The sequence below is a fragment of the Sphingomonas sp. Leaf357 genome, assembly GCF_001423845.1.
Taxonomy (GTDB): Bacteria; Pseudomonadota; Alphaproteobacteria; order Sphingomonadales; family Sphingomonadaceae; genus Sphingomonas.
The window spans coordinates 61,441-75,172 of sequence record NZ_LMPM01000003.1 but is presented as its reverse complement, the minus strand read 5'-3'; the positions used below and the strand labels follow the sequence as shown (position 1 = coordinate 75,172).

The window sequence follows — 13,732 nt, the reverse complement described above, 5'->3', positions numbered from 1 at the left end:
CACGAACGGGGATGGGTTGGCGTGCTTCGCCGAGATCGATTTGAAAGTCTCACAATGCGCCGAATGCTCCCCTTGTTCGCCATCGCCCTCGGCGCGTCCGCCTCCGCCCAGACGCACCGCGCGCCCTTCACGATCGCCGAGACCGGCAGGGGCTTCGCCACCCTCGATGAGGCGGTGCAAGCGGTGCGGATGGGGACGGCGACGATCCTGATCGCGCCGGGCACCTATCGCGAATGCACCGTGCAGGCGGGCGGGCGGATCACGTTCAAGGCGGTCACGCCCGGCACGGCGATCTTCGACGGCACGGTGTGCGAGGACAAGGCCGCGTTCGTGCTGCGCGGCAACGGATCGGTGGTCGACGGGCTGGTGTTCCGCGGCTTCAGCGTGAGCGACGGCAACGGCGCCGGCATCCGCGCCGAGATGGGCGACCTGACCGTGCGCAATTCCATGTTTCTCGACAGCCAGGAGGGGATCCTCGGCGGAGAGCCGCGCGGGCAGCGGATCGTGATCGATCGCTCGACCTTTTCCGGCCTTGGCCAATGCGACCAGGCGGTGAATTGCAGCCACGCAATCTATCTCGGCAACAATGGATCGGTGACGATCACCAATTCGCGTTTCGAACGCGGCACCGGCGGGCATTACGTCAAGCTGCGCGTGCCCAACGTGACGATCAGCGGCAACAGCTTCGACGATACCCGCGGCACCAGGACCAATTACATGATCGACCTGCCGGAGGGCGCGACCGGGGTGATCGCCGGCAACACCTTCGTGCAGGGCCGGGCGAAAGAGAATGCCGGCGCGCTGATCGTCGTCGGGGCCGAGGCCAGGACCTATCCGTCGGCGGGCCTGAACATCGCGGACAACGACGCGCGGATGGCCCCGGGTGCGCGCGGCAATCCGGCGTTCGTGGCGGATTACAGCCATGCGCGGCTGGCGATCGGGGCGAACCGGCTGGGGCCGGGGATCAGGGCGTTCGAGACGCGGTAGACGCCCGCCGTTTCAGGTCAGCGTGATCGGTTCGGCCCGCTGCTGCGACGGCGGGCTCGGAGCCTCGACCGGCGGCTGCGGCGCGAAATCGGCTGGGGGCGCGACATCGGCCGGGGGCGGGGCGGCGGTGGAGGGCGAGGTGCCGACGACAGCGGGTGCGGGCGCGCCACCGACGGTCTCGCAGGCGACGCCGTTCATGTTGGCATCCAGCGCCGGGCGATACCCCGGCTGACCGGCGCGCAGGGGAGCCGCGTTGGCGGCGCGCACCGCGTTGCAATCGGCATACATCACCGCTTCGGGGGAGGCGGGAGCGGCATCCGCCTTTGCCGCCGGTCGCGGCAGCGATGCGGGCGCGGTCAACGCGAAGATCGCGGCGAACATGAAGATGCAGGCGGCGAAGGTGGTGATGATGAAACGCTGGTTCACGGCGTTCGCAGATAACGCCGATCCGTTGCCGTCAGGTTACCGGCGATGACGCCGCGCGATCATTTGCACGGCGCGCCTCCGGCCTTCAGATCCAGGCACCTGCCGTCCACGCCCGGCACTTTCAGGCCGATCGTATGGGCCAAGGTCGGCGCGATATCGACCGTTTCGACGCCGGCGGGATGTTCGAACCCCGTCATGCCCTTGCGCCAGAACAGGATCGGCACGCGACGATCGTAATCATAGGGGCTGCCGTGAGTCGCGACATAGCCGCCGCCGGGGTTCGGGATCGGCGTGACGCGCGGCTTGAGGAATACGATCAGGTCGCCCGAGCGGCGGGCGTAAAACGAGGCGCGGGCCTTCTGGATCAGGCTCCACGTTTCGGGCGCGCCGCTCGGCATCGGCGTGGCGGCGATCTGCGCGGCGGTCAGCACGGCGGCGACCTGCGGCAGCGCCTTGTAACGCGCGATCGCCTCGGCCTGCACGGCCGTGCGCTGCGCCGGCGTGATCGCGGTTGAGATCCACACGTCGCCATTCGGGATGTCGCCGAACAGCACCGGCGTGGTAAGGCCGAGCTTCTCGCCGATCGCCTTGCCGATCACGGCAGGCGCGAGCGCGACGTCGGCGCGCTGCGCCTCGGGAATGTTCGACAGGATTTCGCGTTCGGGCAGGTCGTTGCCGCCATGATCGGCGGTCAGCGCGACCTCGTAATCGACGCCGCTCGCGTCGAGCACGTCGAGGAAGCCGCCCAGATTGCGATCGAGTTCGGTCATCTGGATGCACATCTCGACCCCCTCGGTGCCGTAGGTGTGGCCGATATAGTCGGTGGCTGAGGCTCCGACGGTGATGATGTCGGTCTGCGGCCCCTGGCCCAGCTTCATGTCCTGCACCAGCCCGGCGGCGAGCGCGAAGATGCCGGTATCGAAGGCGGGCGAGGCGCGGAAGGCCTTGGCGTCGCCGGCGGCACGGTCGAAATGCCCGGTGCCGACGGACTTGCCGCCGCCGAGCGCGACCGCCTTGTCGCGGGCACCGCAACTGGCGGGGATCGGCAAGGCCGGCTGCGGTTTGGCCAGCACGGCGGCGAGCGCGGTGTTGGCGCGCGTCACCACCGCCGGCGTCGCGCGGCCGGCGTAGCTGACGAACGCCTTGCCGTTCCACCACCAGAGTTCGTCGACCGTGTGGCCGCCCATCATCACCGCCGCGCGATCCTTGCCCGCGACCGATACGACCCGGGTGCGCGGATCGGCCGCCTTCATGCGTTCGCCGAGCGTCGGCACGAGCAGATGCTTGTCGGACACGGTATAGTTGGACGAATCGGTGCCGAAAACGCTCTCGTCCTCGGCGCAATAGACCGTCTTGTCCTTGCGCGGCGCGCTTTGATCCACCCAATTGTTGGCGATGATGCCGGTATGCGCCGGGCGATATCCGGTAGTGATCGTGGAGTGGCCGGGGCAGGTCTCCGTCGCGGCGTGGCTCTGATAGCCCGAGGGGAACACGCCGCCCTGCATCAGCTTGGCGAAGCCGTCGTCGTAGCTCTTGCGGTATTCGCCGAACAGATCGGCGGAGAATTGATCGACCGAGACGACGACGATCAGCTTGGGCGCGCCCCTGGGGGCGGGGGCGGGGGCAGGGGTCGGCGCGGGTGCCGGGGCGCTTTGCGCGAAGACCGCCGTTCCGGCCAGCGTAATGGCGATGATGGCGGCCAGGCTGGCGGGCACTTTCAGTTTTAGGGCCACTGGAATTCCTTCGGGTGCAAAGCGGGGACGGCCCCGCTATGGGCAAGACGATCGATGCCGACAAGATCGTTGCAGGCCGACGTTACAGACTGGGATTCCGATGCGCGCGTTTTGGGTCATGATTGTGACGGTGCTGGCCGTTTTCGCCGCACCCGCCTCGGCGGAAGGCCCGGGCGCGCTGGGGGCGGGGCCGCATCTCGCGATCCGGCTGGTGGCGGAAACCGCCCGGCCCAAGGCGGGAAGCGAGGTGACGCTGGCGCTCGACACGCGGCCGCAAAAGGATTGGCACGGTTACTGGTCGAACCCCGGCGATGCCGGGTTTCCGGCGAAGCTGGACTGGACCCTGCCGCAGGGCGTGACGGCCGGTGCGCCGGTCTATCCGGTGCCGGGCACGCTGCTGATCGCCGGGCTGATGAACTATGTCTACGAGACGCCCTATGCGCCGCTGGTGACGCTGAAGGTGCCGGCGGGACTCGCGGTGGGCACGAAGCTGCCGGTGCGGCTGAAGATGGATTACCTCGTCTGTACCAGCACGGTGTGCGTGCCGGAGCGGGCGGAACTGGCGACCGATCTGGTGGTCGGCGACGGTTCGGTCGCGCCGGACGTGCGGGCCGAATTCGATGCCTGGCGGCGTGCGATCCCCAGACCGCTGGATGCCAAGGCGACGTTGCAGGTCGAGAATGGCAAGGCGACGATCGCGGTGCCGTATCCGGCCGGCGCGCCGCTGGCCGACGCCTATTTCTTCCCGCTGACCACCGGCGTGATCGATTACGCCGCGCCGCAGACGGTGACGCGCGAGGGCGACCGGCTGGTGATCTCGACCAAGGCGACGAACGGCGGCGTGCCGATCGAGGGCGTGTTGCGGATCGGCAAGGATCAGGCGCTGGCGGTGTCGGCGGTGCCGGGCACGGTGGCCGCGGGCGATGCTCCGGCGAGCGAAGGCTGGTTGCTGGGCGCGCTGATCGCGTTCGCCGGCGCGGTGCTGGGCGGGTTGATCCTGAACGTGATGCCGTGCGTGTTTCCGATCCTGAGCCTCAAGGCGCTGAGCCTCGCGCGCGGGCATCTCGACGAGGGCGCGGCGCGGCGCGAGGCGCTGGCCTATGCGGCGGGCGTGATCGCGGTGTGCCTGGCGCTGGGCGGGCTGATCCTGGGCCTGCGCGCCGGGGGCAGTGCGGTCGGCTGGGCGTTCCAGTTGCAGGATCCGCGCGTGGTGGTGCTGCTCCTGCTGCTGACCGTGGCGATCGCGCTCAATCTGGCCGGACTGTTCGAGATCCCGACGCCGCGCTTCGTCAATCAGGCGGGCGGCGTCGGCGGGGCGTTCGCGACCGGCGCGCTGGCGGCGTTCATCGCCACGCCGTGCACCGGGCCGTTCATGGGCGCGGCGCTGGGCGCGGCCCTGGTGCTGCCCTGGGCGGCGGCCTTGGCGGTGTTCGCGGGGCTGGGGCTGGGGCTGGCCTTGCCGTTCCTGGCGCTCGGTTTCGTGCCGAGCATGCGGCGGCTTCTGCCCAAGCCGGGGGCGTGGATGGAGACGTTCCGGCATGTGCTGAGCGTGCCGATGTGGCTGACGGCGCTGGCGCTCGCATGGGTGCTGGGGCGGCAGGCCGGGGTGGACGGGCTGACGCTTGGGCTGGGCGCGGCGCTGGCGGTGGCGTTGGTGCTGTGGGTTTCGGGGCGGCGGCAGGCGCGGGGACTGGGCTTCGGCATCATCGGCGCGATCGTATTGGTCGCGGTCGGAGTCGCCTCGGCAGCGCTGGTGCACCCGGCGCCGGCGCAGGCCGCGCAAGCCACGGGTGCCGAGGCGTTCAGCGAGAAGAAGCTCGCCGACCTGCGCGCGCAGGGCCGGCCGGTATTCGCCTATTTCACCGCCGATTGGTGCCTGACGTGCAAGGTCAACGAGGCGGCGGCGATCGATACGGACGCCACTCGCGCGGCGTTCGCCAGGAACAACGTGGCGGTGCTGGTCGGCGACTGGACGGACGGCGACGCGACGCTCGGGCGGTTCATCGAGCAGCATAACCGCGCGGGTGTGCCGCTGTACCTGTATTATGCGCCGGGGGCGAAGGCACCGCAGGTGTTGCCGCAGATCCTGACGCCGGGAATTCTGGCGGGGCTCGCTTCCTAGCGGCGAGACTCGCCTTGCTCGGCGAGCGCTGGCTGAAATGTGCCCCCGGCACATTTCTTGCCGCCAGCACTTGTGCACCGCAGCGATCCGTTACAGCATGGAACCACTTCGGTTTGAGGGGCATTACGGACTAGATGGGGAAAGCTTACGCGTTCGATGAAATCATGGGGCAGCCCGGCAGCAAGAAGCCGCGCCCGGAACTTGCCAGCCTCGGGCAGTGGATCGAGGATACCCCCGCCGCCGAACTCGGTCGCCGCCAGCAAAGCGCCGAGGCCACTTTCCGCCAGCTCGGCATCACGTTCGCGGTCTATGGCGAGAGCGATGCGAGCGAGCGCATCATTCCGTTCGACATCGTGCCGCGCATCTTCCTGGCCGACGAATGGCAGCGGCTGTCGGAAGGACTCATCCAGCGCGTCGAGGCGATCAACGCGTTTCTCGACGATATCTACGGCGCCCGGCGCATCCTCGATGCCGGAGTGCTGCCGCCCGACCTGATCTTCGGCAATCCGCAATTTCGCCCGGAGATCGCCGGGATGCGCCCGCCGCATGGCATCTGGGCGCATATCTGCGGGATCGATCTGGTGCGCACCGGGCCGGACGATTTCTTCGTGCTGGAAGACAATGCGCGCACGCCTTCCGGCGTCAGCTACATGCTGGAAAACCGCGAGGCGATGTTGCGGCTGTGCCCCGAACTGTTTCGCGAGTTCCGCGTGGCGGCGGTGGATTCCTATCCCGACCGCCTGCTCGAGACGATGAAGTCGGTCGCGCCGCACGGCGTGCACAATCCGGTATGTGTCGTGCTCACGCCGGGCCATTACAATTCGGCCTATTATGAACACAGCTTCCTGGCGGATTCGATGGGCATCGAACTGGTCGAGGCGGCGGATCTGGTGGTGGACGACGATATCGTCTGGATGCGCACGATCGCGGGCCGCGTGAAGGTGGATGTGATCTATCGCCGGATCGACGACGATTATCTCGATCCGCTCGTGTTCCGCCCGGATTCGATGCTCGGCGTACCCGGGCTGATCGCGGCCTATGCGGCGGGCAATGTCGCGTTGCTCAATGCGCCGGGCAACGGCATCGCCGACGACAAGGCGATCTACAGCTATATGCCCGAGATCGTGAAATTCTATTCGGGCGGCGAGGCGAAGCTGCCAAACGTGGAGACGTGGCGCTGCCGCGAACCGCAGGCGTTGAAGTACGTGCTCGACAATCTGGCGGACGTGGTCGTCAAGTTGGTCGATGGATCGGGCGGATACGGCATGCTGGTCGGGCCGACCGCGTCCAAGAAGGAGATCGAGGATTTCCGCGCGGCGCTGATCGCCGAGCCGCATCGCTACATCGCACAGCCGACCCTGGCGCTGTCCACCGTGCCCACCCTGGCGGAAACCGGGCTGGCCCCGCGCCACGTCGATTTCCGGCCGTTCGTCCTGACCGGATCCAAGGGCATCCAGGTCGTGCCCGGCGGTCTCACGCGCGTCGCGCTGAAGGAGGGGTCGCTGGTGGTGAACTCCTCGCAGGGCGGGGGGACGAAGGACAGCTTCGTGCTGATGGACAATGGCCAGCAGAGCCAGCAGCAGACGATGGGCGGAATGACGCAGGGGCAGAGACAATGACGGGGGCCATCACGCTCCTCTGCGGGCGGATTTCATGCTGATGCTGTCGCGCACCGCATCGTCGCTCTACTGGCTCGGCCGTTACATCGAGCGGGCGGATTTCATCGCCCGGCTGGTCGAGGCGACCGTGCGGCTGGACGTGCTGTCGCCGCGCCCGGCCGGCGAGGCGGCATGGCAGAGCGCGCTGCGCGTCACCGAGACGGACGATGCGTTCGAGGCGTCGGGCAACGACGTGACCCAGCACCGTGTCGCGCAATTCCTGACGTTGGACAGCACCCACCCGGGCTCAATCGTCCGTTGCCTCGACATGGCGCGCAACAATGCGCGCGCCGTGCGCACCGCGCTGACCCGCGAGGCGTGGACGGCGATCAACCGCGCCTGGCTGATCTTCGACAAGCGCGCCTCCGCCGGCGGCGCGGTCGCGACGCTCAATCTCGTGGAAATGGTGCAGACCGAGGCACGCGGCTTCGAGGGCGCGATCCACAAGATGCTGCGCAACCAGACGACGCAGTTCATCCGCCTGGGCCAAGCGGTCGAGCGGGCCGACAATACCGCGCGCCTGCTCGACGTGAAATATCATCTGCTGCTCCCCGAGGGCGAGCAGATCGGCGGCGTGGTCGATCGCGATCAGTGGACGACGATCCTGCAGACGGTGTCCGCCGTCACCGCCTATCGCTGGCTCTATTCCGAAGGGCTGCGGCCCGCCAACGTGATCGACCTGCTGATCGCAAGGCAGGAACTGCCGCGCAGCCTGGCCGCCTCGGTCGAGGAGACGGTGGAGATTTTGAGCCTGCTGGCGAAGCGCACCGGTCTGCATGGGGAAGCGGATCGGATGGCGCGGATGCGGCATACGCGGATGGCCAAGACACGCACGGGGGAGGTGATCGTGAACGGACTGCACCAATATCTACAAGCGTTCCTGACGGAGAATGATCTGCTGCACGCGGCCATCGGCCGGCAGTACAAGTTCACCTGATGCGGCTGTCGATCGACCACCGCACCACCTACCGCTTCACGGTGCCGCAGGGGCGCCTCACCCAGATGCTCCGGCTGACGCCCGAGGATACCGACGACCAAACCGTGGCGTCATGGCATCTGCACGTCGATTGCGACGCGCGGCTGCGGCCCGGGCGCGACGGGTTCGGCAACAAGGTGACGATGCTCTACGCCGAGGGGCCGATCGACACGATCGAGATCGCGGTGTCGGGCGAGGTGCTGACGAACAGCGCGGACGGGGTGATGCACGGCACGCATGAAGTGCTGCCGCCGGCCTTGTTCCTGCGCGCGACGCCCTTGACCCTGCCCGACGATGCGATCGTGGCGTTCGCGCTAGACGTTGCAGGCAAGGGCGATGCGATGGAATGCCTGCAACGCGTGAATGCCGCACTGTCGGGCAAGTTCGCCGGCGATCGCGCCAAGCCCGTTGCCGGTCTGACCGCGGCTGAGGCGTTCGGCAGCGACAAGGCGACGCCGCGCGATATAACGCACATCTTCCTCGGCGCGGCCCGGTCGCTGGGCGTGCCGGCGCGCTACATTTCCGGCTACAGCACGCACGACTTCGGCGGCGAACACCGCCCCGCGCCACATGGTTGGGCGGAGGCGTTCGTCGCGCCGATCGGCTGGGTCGCGTTCGATCCGTTCGAAGGGCGGCTGGCGGACGAAGCATATGTGCGAGTCGCCGTCGCGCTCGATGCGGTCGGCGCCGCGCCGGTCGCCGGATCGCGGCTCGGCGAGGGCAATGAGGAAATGGATGTCGACGTTACGGTCGCGCCGGCGGAACAGTAAGGAGGAGCGTCATCCTGAACTTGTTTCAGGATCCAGGCGCGTTCCTCCGCCACATGGGCACCGTCATTGGGATGTGCTGACCGCGCCTGGATCCTGAAACGAGTTCAGGATGACGGTATGTCGGGGGCGACGATTACGCCAATTCCCCCTCGAGCGCGGCCTGCGTCTTCGCCGACACCGCCACCGGTTCCTCCGCCAGCAATGTCCAGCCGGCCGGCCCCAGCACCTCGAGCGGGCGATAGCGCGTCTTGTATTCCATCCGCGCCGAACCCTTCACCCAATAGCCGAGATAGACATAGGGCAGCCCGGCGGCGCGGGCGCGCAGGATGTGGTCCATGATCACGAAATTGCCCAGGCCCGGCCGATTCTCGACCTCGGAGTCGAAAAAGCTGTAGATCATCGACAGGCCGTCCGCCTGCTGGTCGGTCAGGCACGCGCCGATCAGGCGGCCCGGACGGCCGTCCTTGGCCGGTTCGCGATATTCGACGATGAAGCTGTTGACCGGCGAATGTTCGACCATGTCGGCATAATCGCCCTCGTCCATGCCGGCCATGCCGCCGCCGGGATGGCGCTGCGCCAGATAGCGGCGGAGCAGCTGGAACTGCTCGTCGGTCGCCCAGGGGCGGCAGGCGGTGACCTCGATATCGCCATGCCGCTTGATCAGCTTGCGCTGCGTGGCGTTGGCGACGAAATCGGAGGCGACGACGCGGACCGAGACGCAGGCGGTGCAGCCCGCGCAGCTCGGGCGGTACGCGACCGACTGGCTGCGGCGGAAACCGATCCGGCCCAACGCATCGTTCAGTTCGCCGGCATGCGGGCCGTTCAGTTCGGTGAACACCTTCCGCTCCTGACGCCCGGGCAAATAGGGGCAGGGCGACGGGCTGGTCACGAAGAAACGCGGAAAACGAAAGGGCGCAGTCACCGCCGGCAAATCCCTATGTTCGACCGGCAATTGCACGGCGTGACACCGTTATTGCGCAGCCGGGCGATGATGAAAAGCGGCTTTACCACGATTGAAGGTTAACGTGGCCGAGACGAATTACGCCAGTTCGACCGGGCTCGCTTCGTAGCCGGCATCGTTCAATGCCCGCATCAGCCGGTCGAGATGCGCGCGATCGCGCGTCTCGCATTCGATGTCGGTGATCAGGCCCTTCGCCGGCAGCGTGGTGAACACGCGCTGGTGATAGATTTCGATGATGTTGACGCGCTGCTGTTCGAAGATCCGCGCGACGTTGAACAACGCGCCCGGCTGATCCTGCAACCGGATGCGGAGGCGCGCGAGGCGGCCCGACCGCGCGAGATCGCGCAGCAGCACGTTGGCGAGCAAGCGCGTGTCGATATTGCCGCCGCACAGCACGACGCCGACCGTCTTGCCCTTGAAGCGGTCGGGATGCTGGAGCAGCGCGGCGAGGCCGGCGGCGCCCGCACCCTCGACCACGGTCTTCTCGATCTGGAGCAGCAGGCTGACCGCTTCCTCCAGGCTGCGTTCGCTGACCAGCACGATATCGTCGACCAGTTCGCGCACCATCAGCGACGTGATGCCGCCCGGTTCCTTGACCGCGATGCCCTCGGCCAGCGTATCGCCCGCGCAGGGGTAGGACGTGCCGTTGATGCGGTTGTACATCGACGGGAACAACTCCGCCTCGACGCCGATCACCTCGATCGCCTTGTCCGCAGCACGCGCGACCGTGGCCATGCCGGAGATCAGGCCGCCGCCGCCGATCGGCGTGATCAGCATGTCGATCGCGGGGACGTCGGCGAGCATCTCGATCGCGACGGTGCCCTGGCCGGCGATGACGCGGATATCGTCGAAGGGATGGACGAAGGTCAGGCCGCGCTCGGTCTCCAGTTCGCGGGCATGCGCATAGGCGGCGTCGAACGTGTCGCCGTGCAGCACGACGGTGGCCTTGTGCCCTTCGGTCTGCGTGACCTTCACGGTCGGCGTGTTGGTCGGCATCACGATCGTGGCCGGGATGCCGAGCCGGTGCGCGTGATAGGCGAGGCCCTGCGCGTGATTTCCGGCCGAGGCGGCGATGACGCCCGGCGTGCCGGCGGGCAGTTGCAGCAGCGTGTTGAGCGCGCCGCGCTCCTTATAGGCCGCCGTGAACTGCAGATTCTCGAACTTCAGATATACGGTCGCGCCGGTCAGTTCGCTCAGCGTGCGGCTGATGAAGGTCGGCGTGCGCACGATCTGGTCGGCGATGCGCGCATGGGCGGTGCGGATATCGTCGATCGTGACGGGCATCGTGGCATGCGGTGTGGATTGGGTCGCCATGGTTTCTTCCGTTCGCCCCGAACGTGTCGAAGGGCCGTTCCTCTTCGCCCGCATCCTGAAAAAGGACGGTGCTTCGACAAGCTCAGCACGAACGGGGTCGGGGGAGCGCCTAGACCATCTGGCGCGCGCGGGAAACACCGCTTATCGCGTGGCCCCATGACAAGAATAGCTTTCATCGGAACCGGCGTGATGGGTGCGCCCATGGCCGGACATCTCGCCCGGGCCGGACACGACGTCACGGTCTACAATCGCACGCGCGCCAAGGCGGAGGCGACCGGGCTGAAGGTCGCCGATACGCCGGCCGAGGCGGCGCGGGACAAGGATGCGGTGATCACCTGCGTCGGCAACGACGACGATCTGGATGCGGTGACGCTCGGCCCGGACGGCGCGTTCGCGGCGATGCGCGAGGATGCGGTGTTCATCGATCACACCACCGTCTCGGCGGGAATCGCACGGCGGCTGGCCGAGGCGCGCGCGCTGCCGGTCGACGCGCCGGTCTCGGGCGGGCAGGCCGGGGCGGAGAACGGCAAGCTCTCGATCATGTGCGGCGGCACGCCGGAAGCGATGGCATTGGCCGAGCCGATCATGTCCGCCTATGCCGCGCGGATCGTGCATGTCGGCGCGGCGGGCGCGGGGCAGACGACCAAGATGGTCAACCAGATCGCCATCGCCGGGGTGTTGCAGGGCCTGAGCGAGGCATTGAGGTTCGCGCAGGCGAGCGAACTCGATCTGGCCAAGGTGTTCGAGGCGATCTCCGGCGGCGCGGCGCAAAGCTGGCAGATGGTCAATCGCTGGGAATCGATGGGGCAGGACCGCTTCGATTTCGGCTTCGCGGTGGATTGGATGCGCAAGGATCTGGGCCTCGCGCTGGACGAGGCGAAGACGAACGGCGCGGTGCTGCCGGTCGCGGCGTTGGTCGATCAGTTCTACGCCGAAGTGCAGAAGATGGGCGGCGCACGGCAGGATACCAGCGCGCTGGTGAGGAGATTGGCGAAGTGAGTTTCCTTACACCCCGTCATCCCGGACCTGTTCCGGGATCCAACGTGCCGCGCACCGATCGGCCGTTGCTTTTGCGGGCCGTTGGATCCCGGATCAAGTCCGGGATGACGGCATTGGGGTTGGGCCTCGCCCTCATGCCATCCCCCGTCCTCGCCGACGCGTTGGTCGACAACGTCGCCGGCATCACGCTCGACAAGGACGGCAAGCCGATCCAGTTCACCGGGCTGCTGATGACGCCGGGCGGCAAGGTGACGAAGCTGCTCCAGCGCGGCGACAAGCGCCCGGACAAGCTCGATTGGCGCGCCGACATGAAGGGCAAGGTGCTGCTGCCCGGCTTCGTCGATGCGCACGGCCATGTCATGGAACTCGGCTTCCGCGCGCTGGCGCTCGATCTGTCGGACACCAAGACGCTGGACGAGGCCAAGGCGAAGATCGCCGCGTACGCTGCCGCCAATCCCGATCGCCGCTGGATCCTGGGCGGCGGGTGGAACCAGGAAATCTGGGGTCTCGGCCGCTTTCCCACCGCCGCCGATCTCGAAGGCGTGGCGGGGGATCGGTCGATCTGGCTGAGCCGGGTCGACGGACATGCCGGTTGGGCCAATGCCGCCGCGATGAAGGCGGCCGGCATTTCGGCCAAGAGCGTGTCGCCTCCGGGCGGGCGGATCGAGAAGACCGGGCTGCTGCCGAACGGTGTGTTCGTGGATGCGGCGCAGACCCTGATCGAAAAGGCCCTGCCGCAACCACTGCCGAGCGATCGCAACGCCGCGTTCCTGAAGGCGCAGAGCATCCTGCTCGGCTTCGGCATCACCGCGACGGCGGACATGGGGACGAGCCTGGACGATTGGCTCGCCTATCGCCGGATGGGCGATCTCGGCGCGATGCGCGTGCGGGTGATGAGCTATGCCAGCGGCGTGGATACGGCGGTGCAGATCGCCGGGCGCGGGCCGACGCCGTGGCTGTATGGCGACAAGCTGCGCCTCGGCGGCGTGAAGCTGTACGCCGATGGCGCGCTCGGATCGCGCGGCGCGTGGCTGAAGGCGCCGTATAGCGACGCACCGAGACAGAGCGGCCTCGGCTTCATGGCCGAGGACGTGATCCGCAACCTGATGAGCCGAGCTTCGCTCGAGGGTTTCCAGGTCGCGGTGCATGCGATCGGCGACAAGGCCAATGCCCAGGTGCTCGATGCGATCGACGCGATGGTCGATACCTATAAAGGCGACAGGCGCTGGCGGATCGAACATGCGCAGATCGTCGATCCCGTCGACCTGCCGCGCTTCGGCAAGAACGGCATCATCGCCTCGATGCAGCCGGTCCACCAGACGAGCGACCGCATCATGGCCGAAGCCCGGCTGGGGCCGGCGCGGCTGACCGGGGCCTATGCGTGGAACTCGATGCTGAAGAACGGCGCACACCTCGCGTTCGGATCGGACTATCCGGTCGAAAGCCCCGATCCGTTCGCCGGCTGGGCGGCGGCGTTCACGCGCATGGACGCGGCCGGGCAACCGTTCGGCGGCTGGCGGCCGGAAGAGGCGATCACGCGCGAACAGGCGTGGTGGGCGTTCACGCAAGGCGGCGCTTATGCCGGCTTCGCGGAGGACAAGTTCGGGCGTCTGGCGGCGGGGCAGCGGGCCGACTTCATCATCGTCGACCGCGATCCGCTGCTGGCGTCCCCGACCGAACTGCGTGGCACCAAGGTGCTGGAGACCTGGGTCGGCGGCGAGAAGGTGTGGGAGCGGAAGTGAGGGTTCGCTAAGCTCTCCACCGTCATGCCGGACTCGATCCGGCA

At 67.7% G+C, this 13,732-nt stretch carries 11 protein-coding genes; 7 read left to right on the top strand and 4 right to left on the bottom strand.

The genetic code is table 11. The annotated features are described in order from the left end of the window. Window positions 1–54 precede the first annotated feature (54 nt). A complete protein-coding gene (locus ASG11_RS16925) occupies window positions 55–987 on the top strand; it encodes a right-handed parallel beta-helix repeat-containing protein (RefSeq protein ID WP_055783060.1) in 933 nt (310 codons plus the stop codon). Between the two features lie 12 nt (window positions 988–999). Here the strand turns inward: ASG11_RS16925 and ASG11_RS16920 are convergent, their stop codons facing one another. Next, window positions 1,000–1,413: an excalibur calcium-binding domain-containing protein gene (locus ASG11_RS16920; RefSeq protein ID WP_055783056.1), complete on the bottom strand. Its 414-nt coding sequence runs from the start codon at window positions 1,411–1,413 to the stop codon at window positions 1,000–1,002. A gap of 59 nt (window positions 1,414–1,472) precedes the next feature. Beyond that, window positions 1,473–3,146, bottom strand: a complete 1,674-nt coding sequence (locus ASG11_RS16915; protein WP_055783054.1) for an alkaline phosphatase family protein — start codon at window positions 3,144–3,146, stop codon at window positions 1,473–1,475. Window positions 3,147–3,246: 100 nt separating this feature from the next. Here ASG11_RS16915 and ASG11_RS16910 point away from each other — a divergent pair, with 100 nt between their 5' ends. The 4 genes from ASG11_RS16910 (at window position 3,247) to ASG11_RS16895 (ending at window position 8,672) form a co-directional block, all read left to right on the top strand. Next, window positions 3,247–5,268, top strand: a complete 2,022-nt coding sequence (locus tag ASG11_RS16910; protein ID WP_055783051.1) for a protein-disulfide reductase DsbD family protein — start codon at window positions 3,247–3,249, stop codon at window positions 5,266–5,268. Window positions 5,269–5,402: 134 nt separating this feature from the next. Continuing rightward, entirely contained in the window at window positions 5,403–6,887 is a 1,485-nt protein-coding gene (locus ASG11_RS16905) for a circularly permuted type 2 ATP-grasp protein (RefSeq protein ID WP_055783048.1), read from the top strand. A gap of 40 nt (window positions 6,888–6,927) precedes the next feature. Continuing rightward, window positions 6,928–7,863 (top strand): alpha-E domain-containing protein, encoded by a 936-nt coding sequence (locus ASG11_RS16900; RefSeq protein ID WP_082472953.1) that lies wholly within the window; start codon window positions 6,928–6,930, stop codon window positions 7,861–7,863. Beyond that, entirely contained in the window at window positions 7,863–8,672 is an 810-nt protein-coding gene (locus ASG11_RS16895) for a transglutaminase family protein (RefSeq protein WP_055783042.1), read from the top strand. The genes ASG11_RS16900 and ASG11_RS16895 overlap by 1 nt, the downstream gene beginning before the upstream one ends. Window positions 8,673–8,805: 133 nt before the next feature. Here ASG11_RS16895 and ASG11_RS16890 read toward each other — a convergent pair whose 3' ends face one another. Continuing rightward, window positions 8,806–9,594 (bottom strand): arginyltransferase, encoded by a 789-nt coding sequence (locus ASG11_RS16890; protein WP_055783594.1) that lies wholly within the window; start codon window positions 9,592–9,594, stop codon window positions 8,806–8,808. Window positions 9,595–9,711: 117 nt separating this feature from the next. Continuing rightward, window positions 9,712–10,947 (bottom strand): threonine ammonia-lyase, encoded by a 1,236-nt coding sequence (locus tag ASG11_RS16885; RefSeq protein ID WP_055783039.1) that lies wholly within the window; start codon window positions 10,945–10,947, stop codon window positions 9,712–9,714. A 156-nt stretch (window positions 10,948–11,103) separates the two neighbouring features. Here ASG11_RS16885 and ASG11_RS16880 point away from each other — a divergent pair, with 156 nt between their 5' ends. Both ASG11_RS16880 and ASG11_RS16875 read left to right on the top strand, forming a co-directional pair. Next, window positions 11,104–11,946, top strand: a complete 843-nt coding sequence (locus tag ASG11_RS16880) for an NAD(P)-dependent oxidoreductase (protein WP_055783036.1) — start codon at window positions 11,104–11,106, stop codon at window positions 11,944–11,946. Window positions 11,947–12,080: 134 nt separating this feature from the next. Then, complete coding sequence (locus ASG11_RS16875) at window positions 12,081–13,688, top strand: amidohydrolase (RefSeq protein ID WP_236697574.1); 1,608 nt, start codon at window positions 12,081–12,083, stop codon at window positions 13,686–13,688. The last annotated feature ends 44 nt before the right edge of the window (window positions 13,689–13,732 follow it).

Bases quoted from the DNA above. Each gene is read 5' to 3' on its own strand.
- ASG11_RS16900 (WP_082472953.1), top strand. From the start codon at position 6,928: ATGCTGTCGCGCACCGCATCGTCGCTCTACTGGCTCGGCCGTTACATC.
- ASG11_RS16910 (WP_055783051.1), top strand. From the start codon at position 3,247: ATGCGCGCGTTTTGGGTCATGATTGTGACGGTGCTGGCCGTTTTCGCC.
- ASG11_RS16880 (WP_055783036.1), top strand. From the start codon at position 11,104: ATGACAAGAATAGCTTTCATCGGAACCGGCGTGATGGGTGCGCCCATG.
- ASG11_RS16885 (WP_055783039.1), bottom strand. From the start codon at position 10,947: ATGGCGACCCAATCCACACCGCATGCCACGATGCCCGTCACGATCGAC.
- ASG11_RS16875 (WP_236697574.1), top strand. From the start codon at position 12,081: ATGCCATCCCCCGTCCTCGCCGACGCGTTGGTCGACAACGTCGCCGGC.
- ASG11_RS16895 (WP_055783042.1), top strand. From the start codon at position 7,863: ATGCGGCTGTCGATCGACCACCGCACCACCTACCGCTTCACGGTGCCG.
- ASG11_RS16905 (WP_055783048.1), top strand. From the start codon at position 5,403: ATGGGGAAAGCTTACGCGTTCGATGAAATCATGGGGCAGCCCGGCAGC.
- ASG11_RS16925 (WP_055783060.1), top strand. From the start codon at position 55: ATGCGCCGAATGCTCCCCTTGTTCGCCATCGCCCTCGGCGCGTCCGCC.